This is a genomic window from Mesorhizobium sp. WSM3862, assembly GCF_002294985.1.
GTDB lineage: Bacteria > Pseudomonadota > Alphaproteobacteria > Rhizobiales > Rhizobiaceae > Mesorhizobium.
Genome location: NZ_NSGE01000005.1, coordinates 113,221 through 132,633, shown reverse-complemented (window position 1 = coordinate 132,633; position 19,413 = coordinate 113,221). Strand labels below are relative to the sequence as shown.

Annotated in this window: 17 protein-coding genes; 10 read left to right on the top strand and 7 right to left on the bottom strand. The window is 63.1% G+C overall.

All coding sequences use genetic code 11. The features are described from left to right. Window positions 1–28 precede the first annotated feature (28 nt). Genes CK224_RS16300 through CK224_RS16290 form a run of 3 tightly spaced genes read left to right on the top strand, consistent with a single transcriptional unit; the run spans window position 29 to window position 2,648 of the window. On the top strand, window positions 29–643 hold the full coding sequence (locus CK224_RS16300; protein ID WP_095779325.1) for a shikimate kinase: 615 nt from the start codon (window positions 29–31) through the stop codon (window positions 641–643). Continuing rightward, window positions 640–1,761, top strand: a complete 1,122-nt coding sequence (gene aroB, locus CK224_RS16295; protein WP_095782457.1) for a 3-dehydroquinate synthase — start codon at window positions 640–642, stop codon at window positions 1,759–1,761. The genes CK224_RS16300 and aroB overlap by 4 nt, the downstream gene beginning before the upstream one ends. Then, entirely contained in the window at window positions 1,758–2,648 is an 891-nt protein-coding gene (locus CK224_RS16290; protein ID WP_066990350.1) for a transporter associated domain-containing protein, read from the top strand. Before aroB ends, CK224_RS16290 begins: the two co-directional genes overlap by 4 nt. A gap of 60 nt (window positions 2,649–2,708) precedes the next feature. On the opposite strand, the gene CK224_RS16285 is transcribed toward CK224_RS16290, so the two are convergent. The 3 genes from CK224_RS16285 to CK224_RS16275 are packed head-to-tail and all read right to left on the bottom strand — an operon-like array spanning window position 2,709 to window position 7,554. Continuing rightward, window positions 2,709–4,253: a SpoVR family protein gene (locus CK224_RS16285; protein WP_095782456.1), complete on the bottom strand. Its 1,545-nt coding sequence runs from the start codon at window positions 4,251–4,253 to the stop codon at window positions 2,709–2,711. Between the two features lie 20 nt (window positions 4,254–4,273). Continuing rightward, window positions 4,274–5,584 carry a YeaH/YhbH family protein gene (locus CK224_RS16280; protein WP_066990345.1) on the bottom strand — a complete coding sequence of 437 codons (1,311 nt, stop codon included), beginning with the start codon at window positions 5,582–5,584 and terminating at the stop codon, window positions 4,274–4,276. 20 nt (window positions 5,585–5,604) lie between these two features. Further along, window positions 5,605–7,554 (bottom strand): PrkA family serine protein kinase, encoded by a 1,950-nt coding sequence (locus CK224_RS16275; protein WP_095782455.1) that lies wholly within the window; start codon window positions 7,552–7,554, stop codon window positions 5,605–5,607. 698 nt (window positions 7,555–8,252) lie between these two features. Here CK224_RS16275 and CK224_RS31290 point away from each other — a divergent pair. Beyond that, a complete protein-coding gene (locus tag CK224_RS31290) occupies window positions 8,253–8,465 on the top strand; it encodes a hypothetical protein (protein WP_176477940.1) in 213 nt (70 codons plus the stop codon). 110 nt (window positions 8,466–8,575) lie between these two features. Next, window positions 8,576–10,129: an acetolactate synthase large subunit gene (locus tag CK224_RS16260; RefSeq protein ID WP_095782454.1), complete on the top strand. Its 1,554-nt coding sequence runs from the start codon at window positions 8,576–8,578 to the stop codon at window positions 10,127–10,129. A gap of 21 nt (window positions 10,130–10,150) precedes the next feature. On the opposite strand, the gene CK224_RS16255 is transcribed toward CK224_RS16260, so the two are convergent. Next, window positions 10,151–10,453 (bottom strand): BolA family transcriptional regulator, encoded by a 303-nt coding sequence (locus CK224_RS16255; RefSeq protein WP_095782453.1) that lies wholly within the window; start codon window positions 10,451–10,453, stop codon window positions 10,151–10,153. Between the two features lie 145 nt (window positions 10,454–10,598). Here CK224_RS16255 and CK224_RS16250 point away from each other — a divergent pair, with 145 nt between their 5' ends. The 4 genes from CK224_RS16250 to CK224_RS16235 all read left to right on the top strand — a co-directional run bounded on the left by CK224_RS16250 (window position 10,599) and on the right by CK224_RS16235 (window position 15,293). Next, window positions 10,599–11,213: a J domain-containing protein gene (locus CK224_RS16250; protein ID WP_066990335.1), complete on the top strand. Its 615-nt coding sequence runs from the start codon at window positions 10,599–10,601 to the stop codon at window positions 11,211–11,213. 122 nt (window positions 11,214–11,335) lie between these two features. Further along, window positions 11,336–12,322, top strand: coding sequence for a cobaltochelatase subunit CobS (gene cobS, locus CK224_RS16245; protein WP_066990333.1), 987 nt, complete (start codon window positions 11,336–11,338; stop codon window positions 12,320–12,322). 53 nt (window positions 12,323–12,375) lie between these two features. Beyond that, window positions 12,376–14,274: a cobaltochelatase subunit CobT gene (gene cobT, locus CK224_RS16240; RefSeq protein WP_095782452.1), complete on the top strand. Its 1,899-nt coding sequence runs from the start codon at window positions 12,376–12,378 to the stop codon at window positions 14,272–14,274. Next, window positions 14,271–15,293: an esterase-like activity of phytase family protein gene (locus tag CK224_RS16235; RefSeq protein WP_066990326.1), complete on the top strand. Its 1,023-nt coding sequence runs from the start codon at window positions 14,271–14,273 to the stop codon at window positions 15,291–15,293. Before cobT ends, CK224_RS16235 begins: the two co-directional genes overlap by 4 nt. Before the next feature lie 67 nt (window positions 15,294–15,360). Here the strand turns inward: CK224_RS16235 and CK224_RS16230 are convergent, their stop codons facing one another. The 3 genes from CK224_RS16230 to rpmB form a co-directional block, all read right to left on the bottom strand. Beyond that, a complete protein-coding gene (locus tag CK224_RS16230; RefSeq protein WP_095782451.1) occupies window positions 15,361–17,139 on the bottom strand; it encodes a glycosyltransferase family 39 protein in 1,779 nt (592 codons plus the stop codon). A gap of 86 nt (window positions 17,140–17,225) precedes the next feature. Further along, complete coding sequence (locus tag CK224_RS16225) at window positions 17,226–17,903, bottom strand: queuosine precursor transporter (protein ID WP_095782450.1); 678 nt, start codon at window positions 17,901–17,903, stop codon at window positions 17,226–17,228. A 111-nt stretch (window positions 17,904–18,014) separates the two neighbouring features. Beyond that, the gene (gene rpmB, locus CK224_RS16220; protein WP_066990317.1) at window positions 18,015–18,311 is read right to left on the bottom strand and encodes a 50S ribosomal protein L28; all 297 of its coding nucleotides are present in this window, start codon (window positions 18,309–18,311) and stop codon (window positions 18,015–18,017) included. Window positions 18,312–18,564: 253 nt separating this feature from the next. Here rpmB and CK224_RS16215 point away from each other — a divergent pair, with 253 nt between their 5' ends. Continuing rightward, window positions 18,565–19,356, top strand: coding sequence for a DUF3108 domain-containing protein (locus CK224_RS16215; protein ID WP_095782781.1), 792 nt, complete (start codon window positions 18,565–18,567; stop codon window positions 19,354–19,356). Window positions 19,357–19,413: the final 57 nt, after the last annotated feature.

Below are 19,413 nucleotides of genomic sequence, written 5' to 3'. Positions count from 1 at the left end.
TGTCGATACGGCGCAAAGAGGGTTCCGCATGAACGCGCTGCCAGCAAATCCGCCGGACGAAGGCCGTGTCGCGCTGCTCGAGCGGCTCGGCAGCCGCTCGATCGTCTTCGTCGGCCTGATGGGCGCCGGCAAGACCGCAATCGGCCGCAAGGTGGCGACAATGCTTTCCCTGCCCTTCATCGACAGCGACCAGGAGATCGAGAGCGTATCGCGCATGACCGTGCCGGAGCTGTTCGAGCGTTATGGCGAACCTGAGTTCCGGGCGCTGGAGCAGCGGGTCATCTTGCGTCTGCTCGAAAACGGCCCGCAGGTGCTTTCGACCGGCGGCGGCGCCTTCATGAACGCGCAGACGCGCGAGTCGATCGATGCGCATGGCGTCTCGGTCTGGCTGAAGGCCGATCTCGATCTGCTGATGGAGCGGGTTTCGAAAAAACAGAACCGGCCGCTGTTGAAGAATCCGGATCCGCGCGGCGTGCTGGAGAAGCTGATGAGCGAGCGCTACCCGGTCTATGCCACCGCCGACCTCACGGTTTCGACCCGTGACGACCGCAAGGAAGTCATCGCCAGCGAGGTGGTATGCGCGCTTTGCGCTTACCTCGGGATCGCGCCAATCGCCACCAGCGACGACGAGGTGGAGCCGTGAGCCATAGCGAACCGGTGAAGGTCGAGGTCGGGCTCGGCGACCGTGCCTATGACATACTTATCGGGCCCGGCCTGCTTTCCGGCTCAGGAACCAAAATCGCAGGCCGCCTTCCCGGCACGCGCGCGGCCATCGTTACCGACGAGAACGTCGCCGCAGCGCATCTCGAAACGCTGCAGGCCGGCCTTGAAAAAGGCGGCATCGAGGCCGCCGTCATCACCCTGCCGGCCGGCGAAAAGACCAAGAGCTTCGCCCACCTCGAAGAGGTCGTCGACGGCGTGCTCGCCGCCAAGCTCGAACGGCGCGATGTCGTCGTGGCACTTGGCGGGGGCGTCATCGGCGATCTTGCCGGCTTCGCCGCCGGCATCGTGCGGCGCGGGATGAACTTCGTGCAGGTGCCGACATCGCTGCTGGCGCAGGTCGATTCATCCGTCGGCGGCAAGACCGGCATCAACAGCGCGCGCGGCAAGAACCTGGTCGGGGTCTTCAACCAGCCAAAACTGGTGCTTGCCGACACCGGCGTGCTCGACACTTTGCCGATCCGCGAATTCCGCGCCGGCTATGCCGAGCTCGCCAAATACGGGCTGATCGACCGTCCCGGCTTCTTCGCTTGGCTGGAGGAGAATTGGCAAAAGGTGTTCGCCGGCGGCCCGGAGCGGACCGAAGCCATCGCCGAGGCTTGCCGCGCCAAGGCCGATGTGGTCGCCCGCGACGAGTTCGAGACCGGCGACCGGGCGCTGCTCAATCTCGGCCACACATTCGGGCATGCTCTCGAAGCCGCCACGAATTATGACGGTGCCCGTCTCGTCCATGGCGAGGGGGTCGCGATCGGCATGGCGCTGGCGCACCGCTTCTCCGCGCGCCTCAATCTAGCGAGCCCGGACGACGCGGAGCGCGTCGAGGCGCACCTTCGCGCCGTCGGCCTGCCCTGGCGGATGGCCGACATAGCGGGCCAACTGCCGGATCCCGAGACGCTGCTTGGCTTCATCACCCAGGACAAGAAGGTGTCGCGCGGCGCGCTTACCTTCATCCTGACGCGTGGCGTCGGCCATGCCTTTATCGCCAAGGACGTGCCGCCCTCCGAAGTGCTGTCCTTCCTCAAGGCGAGCCATCCCGGATGATCGACTTCGGCTGGATCGCCGCAGCCGTCCTTGCCGCCGTGATCGTGCTGGCGTTTCTCTTGCGCACGCGGCTCTTCGCGGCGCTCGGCTACAGTCTGCGGCCGATCGAACCGACGGAGCCCGAGCAGGATGAGCCGGACGAGAACGGCGACGAGACCCGCCGCAACGGGCAGGCGCGCGAGGATCGCAACCGGCTGGGCGCGCTTTTCGAACTCGAGGAGCTCGAGGTTTCGGACGTGATGGTCCACCGCACCAACATGCGCTCGGTCAACGCCGACGATCCGCCGGAAATGGTGGTGCGCGAGATTCTGCAGAGCCCGCATACCCGCATGCCGCTCTGGAAAGGCTCGCTCGACAACATCGTCGGCGTGCTGCATGCCAAGGATCTGCTGCGGGCGCTCAACGAGGTCGGCAACGACTTTTCCAAGATCGACGTGACAAAGATCGCGTCGAAGCCATGGTTCGTGCCCGACACCACCACCTTGCAGGATCAGCTCAACGCCTTCCTGCGGCGCAAGGCGCATTTCGCCATCGTCGTCGACGAGTATGGCGAGATGGAAGGGCTGGTGACGCTGGAAGACATCATCGAGGAGATCGTCGGCGAGATCGCGGACGAGCACGATGTCGACATGCAAGGCGTCAAGCAGGAGGCCGACGGCTCGGTCGTCGTCGACGGCACGGTGGCGATTCGCGACCTCAATCGGGCGCTCGACTGGGATCTGCCGGACGAGGAGGCGACGACGATCGCCGGCCTGGTCATCCACGAGACGCAGACGATCCCAGACGAGAAGCAGGCCTTCACCTTCCACGGCAAGCGTTTCGTGGTGATGAAGCGCGACAAGAACCGCATAGCAAGGTTGAGGATCCGGCCCGCCGGCGAAGGTTAGGGTGTGCCGATCTTCAGGTGAGACCGGCCTGCAAAGGGCGGCTTCCTGCGTCTCCGGTGCTCAAAGTTCCTTGGTCGAGCGCTCGCTGAGCACGGCGCCGGTTTCGGCATCCATTGCCGCCAGGCTGACGTCATAACCCCAAAGGCTCCGGATGTGGCGCAAGGTCGCGTCGCGGCTTTCGTCCTCTAGCTGGATGCCGTCCTTGACCTTGTGCTGCAGCCGCAAATGCCGGTCTCCCAGAAGATCCACGTCGACCACCTGGATGTCGGGCCGGCTCGCCCCCACATCGTAGCTTCGGGCCAGCGCGGACCGTATCTTGCTGTAGCCGCGCTCATTATGGATCGAGGCGACCTCGTAATGCGGCTCGTCGGCGCCGTCGGCCAGCACGAAGAGCCGCCATTTCCGGATCAAAGCGGGGCTCAGATACTGGCGGATGAAGGATTCGTCACGGTGGTTGGCCCAGGCATCGAGCAAGGTGTCGCGCCAGTCGACGCGGCCGGCGATGTCCGGAAACCAGTCGCGATCCTCCGCGGTCGGCTCGGTCGAGATGCGCTGGATGTCCTGCATCATGCCGAGGCCCAGCGCATAGGGATTGATCCCGGAATAACGCGGATCGTCATAGGCCGGCTGAAAAACCACGTTCGAATGGTTTCGCAAGATCTCGAGCATGGCGCCTTCGCTGATGCGGCCGCGATCGAAAAGCATGTTCATCAGGGTGTAGTGGACGAAAGTGGCGCAGCCTTCGTTCATCACCTGGGTTTGCCGCTGCGGGTAAAAATATTGCGCGATCACACGCACGATCCTGATGATCTCGCGCTGCCAGGGCTCAAGCACCAGGCTGTTCTTCTCGAGGAAGTAGAGCAGGTTCTCCTCGGGCAGATTGAGCGATTTCTTCCGCTCGGCCAAGCTTTCGTCCCCTGCTTCCGGCTTGTTCTTGTCCTGCGCGGTCGGCAGCGTGCGCCACAAATCATTGTAGGAACGCTCCTCATATTCGAGGCGCTCGCGAAGGCCTTCGCGCTGCTGTTCCGACGACAGCTTCGGCGGCCGATGGTAGCGGAACACGCCTTGCTCCATCAGCGCGTGGGCGGCATCGAGCACCGCCTCGACGGCCTGCAGGCCGTGCCGTTCCTCGCATCGGGCGATGTAGCCCTTGGCGAAGTCCAGATAGCTCAGGATGCCTCCGGCGTCCGTCCATTGCCGGAAGAGATGATTGTTTTTGAAGAAATGGTTGTGGCCAAGCGCGGCATGGGCGGTCACCAGGGCCTGCAAGGCCATCGTGTTTTCTTCCATGAGGTAGACGATGCAAGGGTTGGAGTTGATGACCAGTTCATAGGCCAAACCGCGCGCGCCCTTGCGGTAGAGAAGCTCGTTGTAGAGGAAATGCTTGCCGAACGACCAATGCCGATACATCAGCGGCATGCCGACCGAGGAATAAGCGTCGAGCATCTGCTCGGAGGAAATGACCTCCATCTGCACCGGATAGATGTCGAGGTGAAGCTCTTCGACCCCGATCGCCTCGATCTCGTCGTAGACCCGAGACAGTTTCGCAAAATCCCAGTCCGACCCGGAAAATAACAGTTCGGATTTGCGCGCCTGATTGACCATCGGCCTATGTCCCATCCGCCTCACGCACTCTTGCGCAGACTAGGCTGCCTTGCGAAGAGCTCGCGAAAGACCGGATAGATATCGGCGGGAGCCGCGATGCGCCTCATCTGGAAATTCGGCCACTTTCCGTCGACCGCGTTGTAGGCGCGCCAGAGCGATGTTCCGTTCTCGGTGGAGCCGAAAATGTGGCTTTCGCGTTCGTCGATGATTTCCACATAGGCGAAATACTGGCACAGGCGCATGAGCTTGCGGTCGAGGAGTTCTATGCAGCGCTCGGAATCGGTGGCGAAGTTGTCGCCGTCGGAAGCCTGAGCGGCATAGATATTCCATTCCGCGACCGGATAGCGCTGCTCTATGATGCGGTGCATTTCCTCGAGCGCCGTCGAGACGACGGTACCGCCGCTCTCGGTGTGGTAGAAGAAGGTGTGCTCATCCACCTCCTTGGCCTCATGGGTGTGGCGGATGAAAACGATGTCCGTCCTTTCGTAGCGCCGCGTCAGGAACAGATGCAGCAGCACGAAAAACCGTTTGGCCAGATCCTTCTCGCGCTCTCCCATCGATCCCGACACGTCCATCAGGCAAAACATGACGGCGCTGGCATTCGGCACCGGCTGGGGGTCGAAGCGGTTGAACCGAATGTCGACCGGATCGACATAGGCGATCCGCCTGCGCCGGCGTTCAAGCCGATCAACTTCCTCGCGCAGAGCAGCGATGCGTTCGCGCGTTGCCTCGGTTGGCGGCTTCGCTTCCAACTCGGCGATCTGCGTTGAGATGGCGTCCAGCTCCGCCTGCTTGGGACGCCTGAGCGCGATGCGGCGGCCGTGGCTGTTTCGCATGGTGCGTCCGACATTGACGTTGGTCGGCGCCCCGCTTGCCGTGAAGCCCGCCCGTCTTGGCTTGAAGCTCAGTATCTGCTTGAGATTGAGCTTGACCAGATCGGGCAGTTCGAGATCTTCGAAGAAGAGGTCGAGCACTTCCTCGCGCGACAGCACGAAGCGAAAGTCATCCTCGGATTGCTTGGTTCCCGGCGCCGAAGAGCCAGTGCCGCCGCCGCCAGGCTTGGGTATCAGATCACCGGGACTGAACGATTTGTTGCCAGGCAGTATGTGCTGGCGCTGCCCACTGTCCCTGGCGTCGCTGAAGGTCGGTTCGCTGGTGCCTTTGCGGGGCATCGGCACGGCATGCTCGCGGTCGACCTCGGCGATGCGGCCTGTCCGGACATGGTCGCGGATGCTGCGCTTGAGCTCTTCCCGAGCGCGCTTGAGGAAGCGCTGGCGATTGCTCAGGCTCTTGTCCTTCGGATTCAGGCGGCGGTCGATGAAGATCGGCATGCGAACCCTTCGGGCTTTGGTCAGCCAGCCTTGTTCACGCGCATGTACCAGTCGACCAGCCGGCGCACCTGCCGCTGAGTGTAGCCGCGCTCCACCATCCGCTGCACGAATTCGTTGTGCCGCTTCTCGGTGACGCTGTCCTGCTTGGAGCCGAAGCTGATCACCGGCAACAAATCCTCGACCTGACCGAACATGCGCTTCTCGATCACTTCGCGAAGCTTTTCATAGCTCGTCCAGGACGGATTGCGGCCATGGTTGCGCGCCCGGGCGCGCAAGGTGAACTTGACCACCTCGTTGCGAAAATCCTTGGGATTGGCGATGCCGGCCGGCTTTTCAACCTGCGACAATTCCTTGTCCAGGACCTCGCGATTGAGGATCTGGCCGGTATCGGGATCCTTGTAGTCCTGATCCTCGATCCACGCATCGGCATAGGCGATGTAGCGGTCGAAAAGGTTCTGGCCGTACTCGCTATACGATTCCAGGTAAGCCTTCTGGATCTCGTGGCCGATGAACTCGGCGTAGCGCGCTGCAAGTTCCGATTTGATGAACTCGAGGTACGCGGCTTCGGTTTCCTTGGGGAATTGCTCGCGTTTGATCGCCTCCTCGAGGATGTACATCAAGTGCACGGGATCGGCTGCGACCTCCTTGGTGTCGTAGTTGAAAGTCTGCGACAGAATCTTGAAGGCGAAGCGCGTGCTGACCCCGGTCATGCCTTCGTCGACGCCGGCGGCATCGCGATATTCCTGGACCGACTTCGCCTTCGGGTCGATCTCCTTGAGGTTCTCGCCGTCATAGGCGCGCATCTTGGTGTAGAGCGGCGAGTTCTCGTGCTCGGCAAGCCGGGTCGAGACGGTGAAACGGCTGAGGATGTCCAGCACTTCGGGCGCGCAGGGACTGTTCGCCAGATCGCTCTCGCGCAGAAGTTTCTCGTAAATCTGCCTCTCTTCGGTGATACGAAGGCAATACGGAACCTTGACCACAAGGATGCGGTCGAGGAAGGCCTCATTGTTCTTGTTGTTCTTGAATTGCTGCCATTCCGATTCGTTGGAATGGGCAACGACGATGCCCTGATAGGGGAAGGAGCCGAAATTCTCGGTGCCGTTGTAGCTGCCTTCCTGGGTTGCCGTCAGCAACGGGTGCAGGACCTTGATGGGCGCCTTGAACATCTCGACGAATTCGAGCAGGCCCTGCGTCGTCCGGTTCAAGCCGCCGCTGTAGGAATAGGCATCCGGATCGGATTGGCTGAAATGTTCCAACTGCCTGATGTCGACCTTGCCGACCAGGGCCGAGACGTCCTGGTTGTTCTCGTCGCCGGGCTCGGTCTTGGCGATGGCGATCTGACGCAGACGCGACGGCGACAGCTTGACCACGCTGAATTTGGAAATGTCGCCGGACAGTTCGTCGAGTCGTTTGGCCGCCCAAGGCGAGATGAGCCCATTCAGGCGGCGGCGGGCTATCCCGTATTTGTCTTCCAGCAGATCGCCCATCCGATCGGGGTGGAAAAGGCCAAGCGGCGATTCGAATATAGGGCTGATCTGGTTGCCGACCTTCAGCGTGTAGATCGGGCGCTGTTCCATGAGCTTCTTCAGCCGTTCGGCAAGCGAGGACTTGCCGCCGCCGACCGGCCCGAGCAGGTAAAGGATCTGCTTGCGCTCCTCGAGACCCTGCGAGGCATAACGGAAATACCCGGCGATGCGCTCGATCGTATCCTCCATTCCGTAGAAATCGGAGAAGGAGGGGTACACCTTGATGGTCCGGTTCGAGAAGATGCGCCCGAGCCGCTCATCCTTGCTGGTGTCGACCAGGTTGGGCTCGCCGATGGCCTCGACCATTCGCTCAGGTGCCGAGGCATACATGGATTTGTCTTCGCGGCAGCCAAGCAGATACTGCTGGAGGCTCATATCTTCCTGGGCCGCGTTGGAATATATCTCCGAAAACAGATCGAAGACGTCGGATTGGTTCTCTCGCATGATATTCTGCCCTCAGAGCCGCTCTGGTTGCCAGTCGGCCAGTCAGCTCGTCTCGTATTCAACTGCCGGAAAGCATTGTGGTTCCCTCATATGAGAGAGAGCGCCTGCAATCGGGCATTGACGACTCACAGCACCCGATGCGGACGGAATGCTCACCCATGATGATTAGGTGGTGATGGCCGGGAGAGCTTCAAGGAAAATCTTAGGTTTTCCACTCACATGTCGTGATCGGGAACGTAGAGGCAGAAGGAATGCTGAGAATTCGCGTCGCCTCCGGGCTTACACTCGTGAAAGAACTCGTCACGCGAACGCCTGATCCGACGATCGGAGTAGGGAATGAGCTCTCCGGTGGAGAGCTGGTACCCATATTTCGTTTCCTTCACGTCGGCCGCGGGTGCTTGGTAGCAGTCCATTCCCGAGCAGCATGAGCTGTCATACTGCCAGCCCTTGGGCGCCTGATGCGCAGCCGCCGGAGCCGAAAGGAGTACCGCCAGTGCAATTGCCGGAAACAGGCGCAGAGGTTCTGAGCGGCTTGAGCGCCCATTGGGCGGCGCGGCTGGAGGTCGATACGTCTTCCTCATTGGTGGTCACCGTTCCGAAGCGCCGGCCGAGGGCATCGGTTCTCCGGTCCGACTAGCAATCCGCCCAGCATGGACGAGGCAAGGGCCGAGCCTGCATCAAACCGCCAGATCAGGCAAATGTTCCATGGTGCCCCCCCCGGGGCGGCGGAGCGCGCCGGCCCATGCAGCCGCGGCCCACGATCTCGCGAACCGGCCGCGACCAGGGAATCCGAGGTAACCCGATTCGACGGCGGCGCCTATTGGCATATGGCGATCAACCACCGCTTCGGGGAGGACGGCGATGCGCTGACTGCCGCCGTCATGGCTTTCCTGAAGGCGAGGGTCGCCTGAACGCGCCGGCACTCCTGAAACTGGATCACTTCAAAGTCGTTGACCGGACATTGCGGCATGAAGACTTGTCGGCTCAATTGTCCGGGGGCAATCGGACGAGAGGGAACGCGATGAATGGCGCCGATGTGCTTTGCGATGTGCTACTGGCGAACGGCGTGAATGTCTGCTTCGCCAAACCCGGTACCTCGGAAATGCACTTCGTCGCCGCGCTCGACCGCAAGCCGGAGATGCGCTGCGTGCTCGGTCTTGCCGAGGGCGTGGTGACGGGTGCCGCCGACGGCTACGCCAGGATGACCGACCGGCCGGCTGCGACGCTGCTCCACACCGGCCCCGGACTGGCCAATGGCCTCTCCAACATCCACAATGCCCGGCGCGCCCGCGTGCCGATGATCAACATCGTCGGCGACCATGCCTCCTATCACCTGCCGCTCGACGCGCCGCTCACCAGCGACATTGAAGGTCTCGCCGCGCCGATGTCGAACTGGGTCCGCCGCATCGCCGGTCCGGCCGACATCGCGCCGGCCGCGCAGGCGGCCTTTCGCGCTTCGCTGACGCCTCCCGGCATCGCTACGCTGATCCTGCCGGCGGACGCGGCGTGGGGAGAGGCCAGTTCGCTCCTGTCGGCCAAGGTGGAGCTCGCGGCGCCGCGTTCGGTCGACGCAGCCATCGTGCGCAAGATTGCCGGAGCCATTCGCGCCGCGCCCGGTCGCGTCGGCATGATCCTGCGTGGGCCGGCCGCGCGTGAGGATGCCTTGGAAATCGCCGGACAGATATCGGCGGTTTCGGATGTCCGGCTGTTCAGCGACGTTCTGATCGCCCGGATGCAGCGCGGCCGCGGCCGAGTTGCGCCTACCCGCGTTCCATATCCGATCGACGCCGCGCGCACTCTCCTTGCCGACATCGATCTCCTGATCCTCGTTGGAGCCAAGGAACCGGTGGCGTTCTTTGCCTATCCCGGAAAGCCGAGCCGGCTTGTGAGCGAAGGCTGTGAACTGATGTCGTTGGCCGAGCATGGCGAGAATTTGAAGGCGGCACTCGCTGCGCTTCGCGACGAACTGGGCATCAAACCGTCGCAGCCGGTGCCTGTCGCCACGGCCTTTCCCGATGAGCCGGCCCCACGCGGCAAGCTGACGGACGACGCGGTTGCACTTTCGGTAGCCCGGAAGCTGCCGGAGAATGCGATCGTCTGTGACGAGGCCGTCACCTCGGCGCGGCGCTATTTTGCGCTCTCGGCCTTTGCCGCCCCGCACGATTACATGATGGGCACAGGCGGATCGATCGGCGGCGGCATTCCAATGGCGACTGGCGCGGCCATCGCCTGTCCTGGCCGCAAGGTGCTGAATCTGGAGGCGGACGGCAGCGGCATGTACACGGTGCAGGGATTATGGACCCAGTCGCGGGAAAAGCTCGACGTGGTGACGATCGTCTTTTCCAACCGGACCTACGCCATCCTGCACGGCGAGATGCGCAATGTCGGGGTGAACGCGATCGGCGAGAATGCCAGGCGAATGCTCGACCTTGATCAGCCGGCTCTGGACTGGGTTTCGCTGGCAAGCGGCATGGGGGTGGAAGCAGCCCGCGCCGACACATGCGAGCGCTTCGACGCGCTGCTCGACAGCGCGCTGTCGCGTCCGGGGCCGTTCCTCATCGAAGCGGTGATCTGAGCGGCCCCCGGCCCGCCGAGCTTACCAGCGTGTCTTCTCACCAGGTGCTGCAGGCTCGATCGCCAGCGCGTGCACGCCGGCCTTCAGTTCGTCGGCAAGCAGGTGATTGACGGCGCGGTGGCGCTCGATGCGGTTCATGCCGGCAAAATCCTGCGAGACGATACGGACGCGGAAATGGGTCTCGCCGGTGCCGTCGAAGACGGCCTCGTGGCCGTGCTCGACGTGGTGATGGCCGGCGTGAAGATGGCTTTCGTTGATGACGGTGAGCCTTTCCGGCGAAAATGCCGCCTTCAGCTTGTTTTCCATCGTCGACTGTATGGACATCGGGGCTTCCCTTCACCACATCTGCGGTACCGCCGCAAAATCTGTGCTTTCGACCGCTTTAGGCCGCGATTCAGCGGTTAGGGCGATCATCGGCGAAATGTCAATTCTTGTTTCGCGGTAGCGAACAGCCCATAAATGGGTGAGGATGAAACCGTATCCCAAATATTTCGAGAAGATTCGCATCCGACCGGAAAAGGACGCGGAGCTGAAGTCGCGCGCGCCGATCTGCCAGTGGGACGGTTGCAGCGAGGCCGGTACGCATCGCGCGCCGGTCGGGCGCCTGAAGGAGGGCGAGTATTTCCGCTTCTGCTTTGAGCATGTGCGCGAATACAACAAGAGCTTCAACTACTTCTCGGGCGTGTCGGACAGCGAGATCGCCCGCTTCCAGAAAGAGGCGCTGACCGGACACCGGCCGACCTGGCGCATGGGCGCCAATGGCGGCGGCATGCGTTCGGCACCCGACTTCGCGCAGCAGCGCTCCGGGCGTGCAGGCTACTACAACCGCATGCGCGATCCCTTCAATCTGTTCGGCGGCGGAACGCGCGAAGTGCGCGAGCGCAAGGCAAAGCCGCTTGAGGCCAAGGCGCTGGAAACGCTTGGCCTTGATACAAAGGCGACTGGCAAGGATATCAAGGCACGCTATAAGGAACTCGTAAAGCGCCACCATCCGGATGCGAATGGCGGCGACAGAGGTTCGGAAGACCGGTTCCGCGATGTGCTGCAGGCCTATCGCGTGCTCAAGCAAGCAGGATTGTGCTGAGCGACCCTACGGTCCATGTCGTTTTCCAACTTTCATAAGGTTGGAAAAGGCTCTAAGACCGCCCCCGAACAAATCGATTGCCGGCGAAACGCGGCGTTTCGCCCGTGGAGACGTTGATAGAGATGAACAAGGTCGATCGCGACATCGCCAACCTGCCCGATACGACGGTGCCGGTGAAGGAGAAATTCGGCTTCGACTCCAAGATGGTGGTTCCGGCCTATTCGGCGGCGACCGAGCACGTGCCCGACATCGACCCGGACTATCTGTTCGACAAGGCAACGACTTTGGCGATCCTCGCCGGCTTCGCCTACAACCGCCGCGTCATGGTGTCGGGCTATCACGGCACCGGCAAGTCCACCCATATCGAGCAGGTTGCCGCGCGCCTCAACTGGCCCTGCGTGCGCGTCAATCTCGACAGCCATGTCAGCCGCATCGATCTCGTCGGCAAGGACGCCATAGTCGTCAAGGAAGGCCTGCAGGTCACGGAATTTCGCGACGGCATCCTGCCCTGGGCCTATCAGCACAACGTCGCACTCTGCTTCGACGAGTACGATGCCGGACGCCCGGACGTGATGTTCGTCATCCAGCGCGTGCTGGAATCGTCGGGCCGGCTGACGCTGCTCGACCAGAGCCGCGTCATACGCCCGCATCCGGCTTTCCGGCTGTTCGCCACCGCCAACACGGTGGGTCTCGGCGACACCACCGGCCTCTATCACGGCACGCAGCAGATCAATCAGGCGCAGATGGACCGCTGGTCGATCGTCACCACGCTCAACTACCTGCCGCACGACAACGAGGTGTCGATCGTGCTGGCCAAGGCCAAGCACTATCGCGACAGCAAGGGCAAAGAGATCGTCAACAAGATGGTGCGCGTCGCCGACATGACGCGCTCGGCCTTCATCAATGGCGACCTGTCGACGGTGATGAGCCCGCGCACGGTCATCACCTGGGCCGAGAACGCCGAGATCTTCGGCGATATCGGCATGGCGTTCCGGCTCACCTTCCTCAACAAATGCGACGAGCTGGAGCGTTCGGTGGTCGCCGAATTCTACCAGCGCGCCTTCGGCGAGGATCTGCCGGAGAGCGCCGCCAACGTGGTGCTGGGGTAAGGCGCGTGCCGGAAGGCTTGGCCTTTCGGACCACAACGCGCAGGGAATGATCGATGGCGGGTCCGGGCGACAACACGCGCAACAAGCCGAAGAACGGGTCTGAAGCGGACAGCTTCAAGCGCGCCGTCATCGTCTGCATGCGCGCCGTCGCCGGCGACAAGGATCTCGAGGTCGGCTTCGCCAAGGACCGGCCGGCGCTGGCCGGCAACCGCGCCCGCCTGCCCGAACTGCCGAAGAAGGCTTCCCGGACCGACATCGCGATCACCCGCGGCATCGGCGATTCCATGGCGCTGAAGCGCGCCTGCCACGATCAGCGCATCCACAGCAAGCTGGCGCCGGAAGGCAAGCTCGCGCGGGCTATTTTCGATGCCGTCGAGCAGGCCCGCGTCGAGGCGATCGGCAGCCGCGCCATGCAGGGCGTGGCCGACAATATCGGCTCGATGCTCGAGGACAAATACGCCAGGGCAAACCTGGTCGACGTCAAGGACAAGGCCGACGCCCCGCTCGAGGAGGCGGTGGCGCTGATGGTGCGCGAAAAGCTTACCGGCCGCACCGTGCCGAAGAGCGGCGAGCGACTGGTCGATCTGTGGCGGCCCTGGGTCGAGGAAAAGGCCAGCAGCGACCTCGACGGCCTGTCGTCCAGGCTCGATGACCAGCAAGCCTTCGCCCGCATCGTACGCGACATGCTCGTCTCCATGGAGATGGCCGAGGAGCTCGGCGACGACCAGGAGACGGAAGACTCCGAGGACAACGAGGAAAACGAGCAGCAGGGCGAGGAGCAGAGCGAGGAAGGCGGCGAGGACGATTCCGGCTCCGAACAGTCGCAGTCCGAGGACGCGGAGGCTTCCGCCGACGAGGAAGAGTCGGCCGAAACGGAGGCGACCGACGCCACATCGGACGACCTTTCCGACGAGGATGATTCCGACGCCGAGACGCCGGGCGAGGCGCGCCGCAACGACAATCCGTTCCTCAACCTGCCGAAGGACATCGACTACAAGGTCTTCACCACCGCCTTCGACGAGACGGTCGGCGCCGAGGACCTTTGCGAGGAAGAGGAACTCGACCGGCTGCGCGCCTTCCTCGACAAGCAGCTCGCCAATCTCTCCGGCGTCGTCGGCCGCTTGGCCAACCGGCTGCAGCGCCGCCTGATGGCGCAGCAGAACCGTTCCTGGGATTTCGACCTGGAGGAGGGCTATCTCGATCCATCCAGGCTGGTGCGCGTCGTTATCGATCCGATGCAGCCGTTGTCCTTCAAGCAGGAGCGCGACACCAAGTTCCGCGACACGGTGGTGTCGCTGGTGCTCGACAATTCGGGCTCGATGCGCGGGCGGCCGATCACGGTTGCCGCGACTTGCGCCGACATCCTGGCGCGCACTCTGGAGCGCTGCGGGGTTTCGGTGGAAATCCTCGGCTTCACCACACGTGCGTGGAAAGGTGGGCAGGCACGCGAGAAGTGGCTGAAGGACGGCAAGCCGTCGAATCCTGGCCGGCTCAACGATCTGCGCCACATCATCTACAAGTCCGCCGACCATCCGTGGCGGCGCGCGCGCCGCAATCTCGGCCTGATGATGCGCGAGGGCTTGCTCAAGGAAAACATCGACGGCGAGGCTCTGCTTTGGGCGCACAACCGGCTGATCGGCCGGCCGGAACAGCGCAAGATCCTGATGATGATCTCAGACGGCGCGCCGGTCGACGATTCTACGCTCTCGGTCAACCCCGGCAACTATCTGGAGCGCCATTTGCGCGCGGTGATCGATCTCATCGAGACGCGCTCGCCGGTGGAGCTTTTAGCCATCGGCATCGGCCACGATGTCACGCGCTACTATCGCCGCGCCGTCACCATCGTCGATGCCGAAGAGCTGGCCGGCGCCATGACGGAGCAATTGGCATCGCTGTTCGGCGAGGAGAGCGCGCGCGACACGCGGCGCGGTGGCTTGAGGCGCGCCGGATGATCCTTTCGCGAGGCGGATGCCGGCGGACGGCTTTTGTTTGCGCGCTGGTCTGTTCGGCCGCCTCTCCAGTCTTCGCCGAGGGAGGCGCTGCGGTTGAGACGATCGAAGTTTCAGCGCGGCCGATCACCGAGTTCCATATCGGCCGCGACCGGAAACAGTTCGGGTCGCTCGAGTTCGTCGGCGGGCTGGAGATGACCTCGCCGTCGCGCGATTTCGGCGCACTTTCGGCTTTCCGCTTCCTCAAATCAGGCAGCGATTTCATTGGCGTCACCGATACCGGCTTCTGGTTCTTCGGCACCATCACCCACGATGCCGACAAGCGCCCCTCGGGCGTGTCGAATTTCCGCATGCAGCAGATGGTCGACGCCTCGGGCCAGCCGATCGAGAAGAAATGGGAGGTCGACGCCGAAGGCCTCGCGGTCAAGGACGGTATCGCCACCGTCGGTTTCGAGCGCGACCAGCGCGTCGTCCAGTTCAAGGTCGAGCCGGACAATATGAAGGCGCCGTTCAAGACGCTCGACTATCTGGTCCCGGCGCGGGAGCTGCGCCAGAACCGCGGCTTCGAGACGGTCACCCACGCCAATCCTTACGGCCAGCACGAGGGCGGCCTGGTCGTGGTGTCGGAAAAGAGCCTCGACAAGGCCGGCAACATCTATGCCGCCATCATCGAGGGACCGAGGAAGGGCGTCTTCACCGTCAAGCGCAACGGCAATTTCGACATCACCGACGGCGCCTTCCTGCCCGATGGCGACCTGCTGCTACTCGAACGCAGCTTCTCGATGGCGCGCGGGGTGAAGATGCGGCTGAGGCGTATCTATGGCGAGAGCATCGAGAAGGGCGCGGTCGCCGACGGCCCGGTGCTGATCGACGCCGATATGGGCTACCAGATCGACAATATGGAAGGGCTCGACGTCTGGACCCGCGACGACGGCGCGCTGATGGTGTCGCTGGTCTCGGACGACAATCAATCGATCCTGCAGCGGAACCTCTACCTGGAATTCATCCTGCACCAGGACTGAGCGGTGCTTGATTTTGTCCAATTCGGGACGGAAATTCGCTGCGCATTTTCCCCGAAGTTGCCGGCCCTCAGTGGACTTTATAGATCTCTACCGGCTTGTTCGCCGTCGCGCTGTCCAGTTCCAGCCAATCGGGAACGTCCCGCTTCAGCAGCCGCGCGGCCAAGCCCGTGGGAGCTTGGGCGGCGAGCGAAAGCTCTTCCGAATTGCCGCGGCATATGGCAACCAGCCCGACGTGCTCGCGCTCAACGATGGCGCGGGCGGCATCCGGCGTTCCCATGAAGGCGTCGAGCATGGCGAGATTGCCGCTGACATTGCGATGATAGGGGCCGGCCAACGCCCTATGGCCGGTGAACATCAGGATGGGGGAGCCGAGATTGGAGGACGCAAGCACCGTCGTTGCCGGCATGCCGGCCAGGTCGCTGAAGTCCGAGGCCTTGCCGCAGGTCAGCGCATGATCGGCATCGGAATTGATCTTGGTGGGTGCCTTTTGGACCACGGACTGCGCGGCGACGGCGACGCCGGCCCAGGTCGCATTGAGCGACACCAGCCATGCCGCCGCGATGCGGGTGGAGACGCGCCACGATTGCGCGGCGGTTGCCTGCAGGCGAACCCCGGCGATCCAGGTCGAGAGCGGCAGCACCGCGAAGGCAACCGAGAAGGTCGAGCCGCGCACCTGCCATAGGCTGACGGCGAAAGCGACGATCAGCAGCACGGCGGTAAGGGCTTCCTCGCGGCGCAGGCGGCGGCTGCGCAGCTGAAGGCCAATCAACAGGATTGCGATGAAGGGCGTCACATAACGCGCCGCCATCAGCTTCGGCTCGTTCACGGCCACGCTGAGGAAGGGCTGCGCCTCAACGACGTCGTTCAGCCAATAGGTGCGAATGCGCTCATCCATGCCGGCATAGGGCGATGCCAGGCATTGCGGAAAGAACAGGAGCGCAACGGCCGCAATTGCAACGGCCAACGCGGACATTGAGAGGAACCGCCTCTTAGCCGTCGACTGTCCGGGTAGACACGCAATCGCCGCGAGTCCAAAGCCCGACAGCGCCGCGATGACGAACTGGAAAGCCGAGAAGGCGTCGCACTCGGCCACGCCCCAGGCCGACGGCGGTATGGTGGCAACAAGAACCACCAAGGCTATCGCGGCAAATCCGATGCCGAAGCCGCGCGCGGTCTGGCGCTCCCTTTCATCGAAGATGAAGAGCACGGCGGCGCAGGCGCCAAGTGTGGCCACATAAGGCGCTGTCTCCATCCCGACGGCAAGGGTGAGGCCTGCACACAGGCCGGACAGAAGAGCGGCTGACCGCCGGAAGGGAGCCTCCGTCATAAGCCAGAGACTGGCTGCCGTGAGCAGGAGCTGGACGTTGTGGTGGTCAAGCGTGCCAGGGTGGAAGATGCCGATAAAGAACAGCGCCGCAGTGGACAGGACCAGCGCAGGCATCGCCACGTCCGTACCGGCGAGACGCCGGGAGGCGCGCAGGATGACGAATATGGTGAGTCCATACAGGGAAAGCGGCCAGATGATCTGCGCTGCCTTTTCAGCGGCAGCCGTGCTGGCGCCCAGGGCCTGGAAGGTGAAGATGATCAGCGCGATCGGGGTGTCGACCAGCCGCGACCAGTGCATGACGAAGCCGCCGGTCAGGCCCATCCTGTATTGATGAAGATCGAACCAGCCCTGTCCAGCCAAGAGGTCGCGAACTTCGACCAGCCTCAGCATGCTGTCATTGTCGGCGCCAAGGTCCGCGATCGTTGGGAAGCCGGAGATCGCATTGATCCCCAGCACGAGCAGCGTCGCGCAGAGCGCAAGCAGAAGGTCATGTTTCCAACCGGTGCCCTGGATGGTCATGCTGATGGCAATGTCCTGGATCGTTTTGGCGATCCTGCACCAATGGCCGTAACAAAGCGTAAAGCCGCGAAGGGCCGCTTCAAGGGTCAGGCGATGGCCGGCTGGCTCCAGCGGGCGGCAAGCAGCCGGTAGGGGATCAGTGCCACCACCGCGATGATCAGTTTGACCGAGAGATCGCCAAGCGCCCAGGACACCCAGCGCATGGTTTCGACAGGCATCACGCCCATCAGCGGTGCCGTCTCCAGCGCGAAGCCGTCGTTCGGCCCGACAAAGGCGAAGGCGGCGGAGAAGCCGACGCCGAAGAACACCACCGTGTCGAAGACAGAGCCGACCAGCGTGCCGACGATCGGCGCGCGCCACCAGCTTTGCCGGCGCAGACGATTGAACACGGTCACGTCGAGCAGTTGTGCGGCGAGGAAGGCGGCGCCGGACGCGGCCGCGATTCGCACCAGCCGGTCAGCGGCGGTCTCGAACGCGATCAGACCGTGGCGGAACAGGAAGGGCGGAACGAGGATCGAGCAGACGACCGCCGTCATGAAGCCGACGAAGACCACTTTGCGCGCCACCGCCGGGCCGTAGCGACGATTGGCAAGATCGGTGACCAGGAAGGAGAAAGGATAGGTGAAGGCGCCCCAGGTGAGCAGGTCGGCCAGCGACAGGCCGCCGATCTGGCCCTGCATCGGGAACTGGACAAGGATGTTGGACGCCACGACGACAAGCGCCATGGCAGCCACGAAAGGCAGGTATCGTGAAAGGAAGTTCATTTTTTTATCCTGGGTAATGGAACCAGCCGAGCGTCATGACGGCGCTCACTGTCCGAGCACCAGTTTGGAGCCGGTGCTCGAGGCGGTCGTCCCCCGCCTGAAAAGAGAGCTTTAGGCGGCCGACTGCTCGGCGAGCTTCTTGGCGATCTGCTTCTTCAGCAGGCGAGCGCGCTGCGACAGCTCCTTGGCGTCGGCCTTGGCCAGGAACGCGTCGAGGCCGCCGCGATGCTCGACCGAACGCAGCGCGTTGGCCGAAATGCGCAGGCGAACGTTCTGGTTCAGCACTTCGGAAATCAGCGTCACATTGACCAGGTTGGGCAGGAAGCGACGCTTGGTCTTGTTGTTGGCATGGCTCACATTGTGGCCGGTCTGGACTGCCTTGGCAGTGAGCTCGCAGGTGCGGGACATCTTGTCTAACCTTCAGTTCTAAACCTGCCAAACCATTCTGCCCGCGCCAGGCGGCGCGCGGTCTCGGTCAGGCGGCCTTTGGAAAAGTTGGCGTTCCATAGTTGCATTTCGCCACTACGTCAAGCTCCGGCACCTACGCGGCGGCCAAGCTCGCTCCATATAAAGGCCGGAATTCGTCGTATAAGCCCTGCGCGAAGGGATTGCCAGGGTGAAACCGTTGCGTTTCCGCCAGTATCAAGGACCTGCCGCCGCCATGCTTTGCCCATCCCATGCCCTTGCCGCGCTGCTCGCCGTCGCTGTGCCTTCAACCGCCTTCGCTGCTGCCTCGCCGCAGTCCTTCAAGGGCGAATACACCGTGTCGTTCCTGGGCCTTTCGGTCGCCAGGGCGACGTTTTCCAGCCGTTACGACGGCGACACCTATGCCATCAATGGCACCGTCTCGGCCGCCGGCATCGCCAAGCTGTTCGACGATACGAAAGGCACGATCTCGTCGAAGGGTACGATTTCGGGCCAGCAGATGCGGCCGCGGGCCTTCCGGGCCGACTATACTTCCGGCAAGAAGGCATCGGTGGTCGACATACGCTTCGCCGATGGCGACGTCTCCTCGACGAAGGTCGTTCCGGAGCCCGGCAAGCGCGATCCCAAGAATTGGGTGCCGGTCGGCTCCGGCGACCTGAAATCGGTGGTCGATCCGATGGCCGCGACCGTCGTCCATGCCGACAGCCTGGACAAGGTCTGCGGGCGGACCGTCAAATTCTACGATGGCGAGATGCGCGCCAACCTGTCGCTGACCTATGCCTCGAAAGGCTCGATCTCGGTGCCGGGCTACAAGGGCGACACCGTGACCTGCAAGATGGGCTTCGAGCCGGTGGCGGGCTATCGCAAGGGCCGCAAGGCGCTGGACTTCCTGAAGAACAAAAGCCGCATGATGGTGACATTTGCACCCGTCGGCCAATCCGGCGTATATGCGCCGATCCGCGCCACGGTCGGGACCCAGATCGGCCCGCTGACCATCAGCGCAAGACGGTTCGAAGCAGCCGAATAGTTAGGCGCCACGGCGCGCCTCCGGGGATGGGGCATGGGGCGCGCAACACTGATCGGT